This is a genomic window from Rugamonas sp., assembly GCF_025354735.1.
Taxonomy (GTDB): Bacteria; Pseudomonadota; Gammaproteobacteria; order Burkholderiales; family Burkholderiaceae_D; genus Rugamonas.
The window spans coordinates 1-6,362 of sequence record NZ_JANXMI010000299.1; the positions used below are offsets into that span (position 1 = coordinate 1).

Consider the following 6,362-nt stretch of genomic DNA (forward strand, 5'->3'; position numbering starts at 1 on the left):
CTTCGTGATCAAGAACCAGTTGCTGACGCTGGACCCGAAACGCCCATTGACCGTGCGTGAAACACCGCTGTACGCGCGCGGCGTGGCCGGCGCCAGCATCAACGCGCCGGGGCCCTACCGGCCGCAGGACCGCACCTATTACAACGTCACTCCGCTCGACGGCATGACGCCAGCCCAGGCCGAGAGCAGCCTGCGCGAGTACAACCACTGGATCCTGCAGATCCTGAATATCCACGAGGCGATACCGGGCCATTATGCGCAGCTGGTGTATGCGAACAAATCGCCGTCCATCGTCAAGTCCATCTTCGGCAACGGCGCGATGGTCGAGGGCTGGGCCGTGTACGGCGAGCGCATGATGCTCGAATCGGGCTATGGCGACAACGCGCCGGAAATGTGGCTGATGTGGTCGAAGTGGAATTTGCGCAGCGTCACCAACACCATCCTCGATTACAGCGTACACGTGCTCGGCATGACGCAGGACCAGGCCATCGACCTGCTGACGCGCCAGGCCTTCCAGACCCGCAGCGAAGCGACCGAGAAGTGGCATCGGGTGCAGGTGTCGTCGGTGCAGCTGACCAGTTATTTCAGCGGCTATAGCGACATCATGGAATTGCGCGAAGCGCGCAAGCAGGCGCTGGGCGGCAAGTTCGTGCTGAAGGATTTCCATGAACAGTTCCTCAGCTACGGCAGCGCGCCGGTGCGCGTGATATCGGAACTGATGCAGCAGCAGCCGCAGTAATTCAGGGCGGGTGGCGAGAACAAAAAACGGGGCGCGGCGAGCGCCCCGTTTTTTGTCCGCGGCGCCCGCTTGCGGCGCCCGCTTGCGGCCTCGCAAACGGCGCGGCCGACATATGGTTACGATGGCAGCTCACACTGGAGTTCCGACTCCTTTCTGCTACCATGAATCCGGGGAGTGACCATGACGATGCCCATCCACATCAACACACTTGAGTACGCCAGAAAACTGGGCGCCGCCGGCATACCGCAGCCGCAGGCCGACGCGCAGGCGCAGGCACTCTACGAGGCGCTGGCGCAATCCATCATCGTCGGGCCGGACGACCTGACCGTGATGAAGACCGATATCCTGGCGCGCATCGATGTCCTGAAAGTCGACGTGCATGCGAGGATTGATGCGGTCGAACAATCGCTGAGTATGAAGATCGAAACGGTTCAACAATCACTGAACGCGAAGATCGAAGCGGTCCAACAATCGCTGAACGTGAAGATCGAGGCGGCCCAACAATCACTGAATGTGAAGATCGAAACGGTTCAACAATCACTGAACGCGAAGATCGGGGTACTCGAACGATCACTGAACGCGAAGATCGGGGTACTCGAACAATCACTGAATGCGAAGATCGAGGCGGTCGAACGATCACTTAACGCGAGAATCGATGCCCTCGAACAATCGCTTAGCGCACGGATCGATGGGCTGGAAGCCAAATTCAAAACGCTGAACTGGATGATAGTCGCGACACTGGCGATGAACGTCATCGCGCTGTACAAATTGTTCTCATCGCATAGCTAAGCCGGCTTTATCCGCGTCCATATATTCGCAAGCGGCGCGGCCAACAGATGGTTACGATGGCAGCTCACACTGGAGTTCCGACTCCTTTCTGCTACCATGAATCCGGGGAGTGAACATGACGATGCCCATCCACATCAACACACTTGAGTACGCCAGAAAACTGGGCGCCGCCGGCATACCGCAGCCGCGGGCCAACGCGCACGCGCAGGCACTCTACGAGGCGCTGGCGCAATCGATCATCGTCGGGCCGGGCGACCTGGCCGCGATGAAGACCGATATCCTGGCGCGCATCGATGTCTTGAAAGTCGAATTGCATACCAGGATTGATGGGGTCGAACAGTCTTTAAATGCCAGAATCGATGCGCTGGGGGCCAGAATCAAAGGGCTGAACTGGATGACGATCGCCGCACTGTCGATGCATGCCATCGTGCTGTACAAATTTTTCGCACCGCACGGCTGACCCTGCCATAGCCGCACATCGGCGCCCATGAGCGCGGTCGCTCAAGCCCCGATCAAGCCTCTTCCGGCGCCTGGGTGGCGCGGACGAAGGCCGGCGCCACCAGCAGGCCCAGCTCGAACAATATGCACATCGGGATCGCCAGCGAGAACATGCTGACGGCGTCGGGCGGCGTGACGACGGCGGCCACGGCGAAGGCGCCGACAATCGCGTAAGGGCGGATTTCTTTCAGCTTGGCCACGCTGACCAGGCCCATGCGCACCAAAATCACGACCACCACCGGCACCTCGAACGTGGCGCCGAAGGCCAGGCACATCGACATGACGAAGTCGAGGTAGTTTTCGATATCCGGCATCACCGAAATCGAGGTCGGCGAAAAGTGGTTGATGAATTCGAACACGCGGCCGAACACGAGGAAGTAGCAGAACGCCACGCCCATCATGAACAGCACCGACGACGACACCACCAGCGGCGCGATCAGCCGTTTTTCGTGCGCGTACAGGCCGGGCGCGATGAAGGCCCACAGCTGGTACAGCACCCACGGCAGCGCCAGGATGAAGGCGATCACCAGCGTCACCTTCATCGGCACCAGGAAGGGCGAGATGACGCCGGTGGCGATCATCTTCGAGCCGACCGGCAGCGAGGCGATCATCGGGCGCGCGATGAAGTCGTAGATGCGCGACGGCCCCGGCCAGAACATCAGGCCGGCGCATACGATGGCGATGCCGATCGAGGCCTTGACCAGGCGGTCGCGCAATTCGATCAGGTGGGAGATAAAGGTCTCTTCGCCCGGTACAGTTGTAGTCATTTAATAGAACGAAGAGGAGGAGCCGCCGCGCGGGCGGAACTTGGCGACGCGCGCGGCGCCGGAGATGACGTGCATCTTGCCGCCGTTGCGCTGCTTGTACCAGGCCGGAATGGCGGAACTGCGCACCAGCTTCTTGCGCCGGAATTCGCGCGCCTTGCGCGACAGGTCGTCGGTGGTGGCCGTCATCAAAGGCGGCGCGCCCACCGACGGCGCGCCGTCGTTCCAGGCGTGCTCGACCTCGCTCTTGTTTTGCGCGATCGAGTTTTCCACGCCCGTCTTGATCGACTGCGCCGCGTCCTGCACTTCCTTGTGGAGGTTTTTCAATTCCTCCAGCTCGATCTCGCGCGACACTTCCGACTTGACTTCGTTCAGATAGCGCTGCGCCCGGCCGTACAGCGTGCCGGCCATGCGCGCCACTTTGGGCAATTTTTCCGGGCCGATCACGATCAGCGCGACGACACCAATGACGGCGAGTTTAGTGAGACCGAGATCGATCATAGGATATCAGCCGTGGCCGGACGGGACGCCAATGCACGAGCGCATCCCGGTCCCGTCACAGCTTGGTTTTCTCTTTCGCTTCGACGTCGATGGTCGACTTGTCGGCCACCTGCGACGGCGCGGCCGGCGTTACCGGTGCTGACGCCGGCGCGGCCGCTTCGTCGTCGCCGCGCACGCCATCCTTGAAGCCCTTGACGGCCTTGCCGATGTCGGAGCCCATGTTGCCGATTTTCTTGGTGCCGAACACCAGCATCACGACCACCAGCAGTATCAACCAGTGCCAAATACTCATAGAACCCATAATTTTTCCCCTAGCAAGGCGCACGCGCCTAAAAATTCGTTGAACCGATAACTATAGTATATGCGATGCCGGCCGCAAGTGGGATATCCGCATGGCAAGGCCGACCCGGCGCCGCAATAGCCCAGCAACTCAGCGCATGCCGCGCCATGGCCGCGCGCCGCCGACCAGGTGCAGATGTAAATGGTACACCTCTTGGCCGCCGTCCGGCCCACTGTTTATGACGGTCTTGTAGCCGCCGGTCGGCGTGCCGTCGGCCTCGTAGCCGACGGCGCAGCCGAACTCCTCGGCCAGACGCGGCGCCAGCGCCAGCATCTTGCCCAGCAGCGGCGCCTCGTTGGCGCTGCAGTCGGACAGCGTGGCGAAATGCCGCTTCGGTATCACCAGCAGGTGCACCGGCGCGGCCGGGTTGATGTCCTTGAAGGCCAGCAAGTCCTCATCTTCATAGACGATGGTCGACGGTATCGCCTTGGCGGCGATTTTACAGAACAGACAATTTTCCACAACACCACCCTCAGTCATGTTTTTTCGATTCGGCCGCGTCGCGCAGCTCGTCCTTGCGCGCCGCCTTTTCCTCGATGCCGGACACGCCTTCGCGCCGCGCCAGCTCCGCCAGCACCTGTTGCGGCGTCAGGTCGAACTGGGCCAGCATCACCAGCGTATGGAACCACAGGTCGGCGCATTCGTACAAGACCTTGCTGTTGTCGCCGTCGACGCGCGCATCCTTGGCGGCCATGACGGTCTCGGTGGCTTCCTCGCCGATTTTTTTCAGGATGGCGTCGTCGCCCTTGGCGAACAGGCGCGAGATATACGAGGTGGCGGGATCGCCGCCGTTGGCCGGCTTGCGCGACTCGATGATGGCGGCCAGGCGGTTCAGGATATCGCTCATGGTGTGCTCTTGTTGGGTTGCGGCGCCGCCGGCTTGGCGCTGTCGGGATACATGTCGGCCGGGTCCTTCAGCACCGGTTCCGTCACCAGCCAGTCGCCGCTGTCGGCGTCGCCCTCGAATTTTTGATAGAAGCAGGAATGGCGGCCCGTGTGGCAGGCGATGCCGCCGGCCTGTTCGATGGTCAGGAGCACCACGTCCTCGTCGCAATCGAGGCGGATCGCCAGCACTTTTTGCGTGTGGCCCGATTCCTCGCCCTTGTGCCACAGTTTTTTACGCGAGCGGCTCCAGTAGACCGCTTCGCCCAGCTCGACGGTCTTGGCCAGCGCGTCGCGGTTCATCCAGGCGAACATCAGCACGTCCTTGCTGCCGGCTTCCTGGGCGATCACCGGCACCAGGCCGTGCTCGTCCCACTGGATTTTTTTCAGCCATTTGGCCTTGGCGAGGCTGGAGGTATGGGGCATGATGATTTTCTGTAATGACGCTAGTGAAACGGAGCTTTACGCCAGGCGCATCGGTATGCCCTGCAGCGCCATGAAACGCTTGGCTTCCTGCACCGTGTGCTGGCCGTAGTGGAAGATGCTGGCGGCGAGCACGGCGTCGGCCCTGCCCAGCTTGATGCCGTCGGCCAGGTCTTGCAGGCCGCCCACGCCGCCGGAGGCGATCACGGGGATGCCGACGGCGTCGGACACGCCGCGCGTCAGGTCCAGGTCGAAGCCGATCTTGGTGCCGTCGCGATCCATGCTGGTCAACAGGATTTCGCCGGCGCCCAGGCGCTCCATGTTGCGGGCCCAGTCGATGGCGTCGAGGCCGGTGGCCTTGCGGCCGCCGTGGGTGAACACCTCCCACTTGCCCGGCGCGACCTGCTTGGCGTCGATGGCCACCACGATGCACTGCGAACCGTGTTTTTGCGCGGCCTCGTACACCAGTTGCGGGTTCGCCACGGCCGAGGAATTCATGCTGACCTTGTCGGCGCCGGCGTTGAGCAGGCGCCGCACGTCCTCCACCGCGCGCACGCCGCCGCCCACCGTCAGCGGAATGAACACCTGCGAGGCCACGGCCTCGATGATGTCGAGCATCAGACCGTGGTTTTCGCTGGTGGCGCTGATGTCGAGGAAGGTGATTTCGTCGGCGCCCTGCTCGTCGTAGCGGCGCGCGATTTCGACCGGGTCGCCGGCGTCGCGCAGCTCGGTGAAGTTGACGCCCTTGACGACGCGGCCATTGGTCACGTCCAGGCAGGAGATGATGCGTTTGGCGAGCATATTATTCCGCTTCGCCGTCGAGGAGGATGTCGCCGCTCAGTTCGTCGGCCCGCAGCTGGGCCGCGTTCAAGTCCAGCGTGCCCTCGTAAATCGAGCGGCCGCAGATGACGCCTTCGATGCCCTCGTCCTGCACCGCGCACAGCGCTTCGACGTCGCCCAGGTTGTGCAGGCCGCCCGAGGCAATGACGGGGATCTTGACGGCCTGGGCCAGCTTGACGGTCGCCTCGATGTTGACGCCGCCCATCATGCCGTCGCGGCCGATGTCGGTGTAGATGATGGACTCGACGCCGTAGGCCTCGAATTTGCGCGCCAGGTCGATCACTTCGTGGCCCGACATCTTGCTCCAGCCGTCGGTGGCGACCTTGCCGTCCTTGGCGTCGAGGCCGACGATGATGTGGCCGGGGAAGGCGCCGCAGGCGTCGTGCAAAAAGCCCGGCTCCTTCACGGCGGCCGTGCCGATGATGACGTAGCTGATGCCGGCGTCGAGGTAGCGCTCGATGGTGTCGAGGTCGCGGATGCCGCCACCGAGTTGCACCGGAATCTCGTCGATGCCGTTCTCCTCGGCGAACTCGCGCACCACCTTCAGGATCGCCTTGACGGCGGCCTCGTTCTTCGGCTTGCCGGC

Annotated in this window: 11 protein-coding genes; 3 read left to right on the forward strand and 8 right to left on the reverse strand. The window is 62.6% G+C overall.

What is annotated here, in order from left to right; genetic code table 11:
- From Q0S71_RS24605 to Q0S71_RS24615, 3 genes are all read left to right on the forward strand, one after another.
- A partial coding sequence (locus Q0S71_RS24605) for a DUF885 domain-containing protein (RefSeq protein WP_296001570.1) occupies nt 1–739 on the forward strand: 739 nt, incomplete at its 5' end.
- A 180-nt stretch (nt 740–919) separates the two neighbouring features.
- Nucleotides 920–1,528 (forward strand): hypothetical protein, encoded by a 609-nt coding sequence (locus Q0S71_RS24610; protein WP_296001572.1) that lies wholly within the window; start codon nt 920–922, stop codon nt 1,526–1,528.
- A gap of 115 nt (nt 1,529–1,643) precedes the next feature.
- Nucleotides 1,644–1,988: a hypothetical protein gene (locus Q0S71_RS24615; protein WP_296001574.1), complete on the forward strand. Its 345-nt coding sequence runs from the start codon at nt 1,644–1,646 to the stop codon at nt 1,986–1,988.
- 52 nt (nt 1,989–2,040) lie between these two features.
- Here Q0S71_RS24615 and tatC read toward each other — a convergent pair whose 3' ends face one another.
- From tatC to Q0S71_RS24655, 8 genes are all read right to left on the reverse strand, one after another.
- Entirely contained in the window at nt 2,041–2,793 is a 753-nt protein-coding gene (gene tatC, locus Q0S71_RS24620; protein ID WP_296001576.1) for a twin-arginine translocase subunit TatC, read from the reverse strand.
- A complete protein-coding gene (gene tatB / locus Q0S71_RS24625) occupies nt 2,794–3,291 on the reverse strand; it encodes a Sec-independent protein translocase protein TatB (RefSeq protein WP_296001578.1) in 498 nt (165 codons plus the stop codon).
- Nucleotides 3,292–3,346: 55 nt separating this feature from the next.
- Nucleotides 3,347–3,592 (reverse strand): Sec-independent protein translocase subunit TatA, encoded by a 246-nt coding sequence (gene tatA, locus Q0S71_RS24630; RefSeq protein WP_296001580.1) that lies wholly within the window; start codon nt 3,590–3,592, stop codon nt 3,347–3,349.
- A 129-nt stretch (nt 3,593–3,721) separates the two neighbouring features.
- The gene (locus Q0S71_RS24635; RefSeq protein WP_296001588.1) at nt 3,722–4,093 is read right to left on the reverse strand and encodes a histidine triad nucleotide-binding protein; all 372 of its coding nucleotides are present in this window, start codon (nt 4,091–4,093) and stop codon (nt 3,722–3,724) included.
- Nucleotides 4,094–4,103: 10 nt separating this feature from the next.
- Nucleotides 4,104–4,478, reverse strand: coding sequence for a phosphoribosyl-ATP diphosphatase (locus tag Q0S71_RS24640; RefSeq protein WP_296001581.1), 375 nt, complete (start codon nt 4,476–4,478; stop codon nt 4,104–4,106).
- Complete coding sequence (hisI, locus tag Q0S71_RS24645) at nt 4,475–4,939, reverse strand: phosphoribosyl-AMP cyclohydrolase (protein ID WP_296001583.1); 465 nt, start codon at nt 4,937–4,939, stop codon at nt 4,475–4,477. Before hisI ends, Q0S71_RS24640 begins: the two co-directional genes overlap by 4 nt.
- Nucleotides 4,940–4,975: 36 nt before the next feature.
- A complete protein-coding gene (hisF, locus tag Q0S71_RS24650) occupies nt 4,976–5,737 on the reverse strand; it encodes an imidazole glycerol phosphate synthase subunit HisF (RefSeq protein WP_296001585.1) in 762 nt (253 codons plus the stop codon).
- Between the two features lies 1 nt (nt 5,738).
- Nucleotides 5,739–6,362 (reverse strand): 1-(5-phosphoribosyl)-5-[(5-phosphoribosylamino)methylideneamino] imidazole-4-carboxamide isomerase (locus tag Q0S71_RS24655; RefSeq protein ID WP_296001587.1); only part of this gene is annotated, 624 nt, incomplete at its 5' end.

Excerpts from the sequence above, each read along its gene's own strand:
- tatB (WP_296001578.1), bottom strand. The coding sequence starts at position 3,291 with ATGATCGATCTCGGTCTCACTAAACTCGCCGTCATTGGTGTCGTCGCG.
- tatA (WP_296001580.1), bottom strand. The coding sequence starts at position 3,592 with ATGGGTTCTATGAGTATTTGGCACTGGTTGATACTGCTGGTGGTCGTG.
- tatC (WP_296001576.1), bottom strand. The coding sequence starts at position 2,793 with ATGACTACAACTGTACCGGGCGAAGAGACCTTTATCTCCCACCTGATC.
- hisF (WP_296001585.1), bottom strand. The coding sequence starts at position 5,737 with ATGCTCGCCAAACGCATCATCTCCTGCCTGGACGTGACCAATGGCCGC.
- Q0S71_RS24640 (WP_296001581.1), bottom strand. The coding sequence starts at position 4,478 with ATGAGCGATATCCTGAACCGCCTGGCCGCCATCATCGAGTCGCGCAAG.
- Q0S71_RS24615 (WP_296001574.1), top strand. The coding sequence starts at position 1,644 with ATGACGATGCCCATCCACATCAACACACTTGAGTACGCCAGAAAACTG.
- hisI (WP_296001583.1), bottom strand. The coding sequence starts at position 4,939 with ATGCCCCATACCTCCAGCCTCGCCAAGGCCAAATGGCTGAAAAAAATC.
- Q0S71_RS24610 (WP_296001572.1), top strand. The coding sequence starts at position 920 with ATGACGATGCCCATCCACATCAACACACTTGAGTACGCCAGAAAACTG.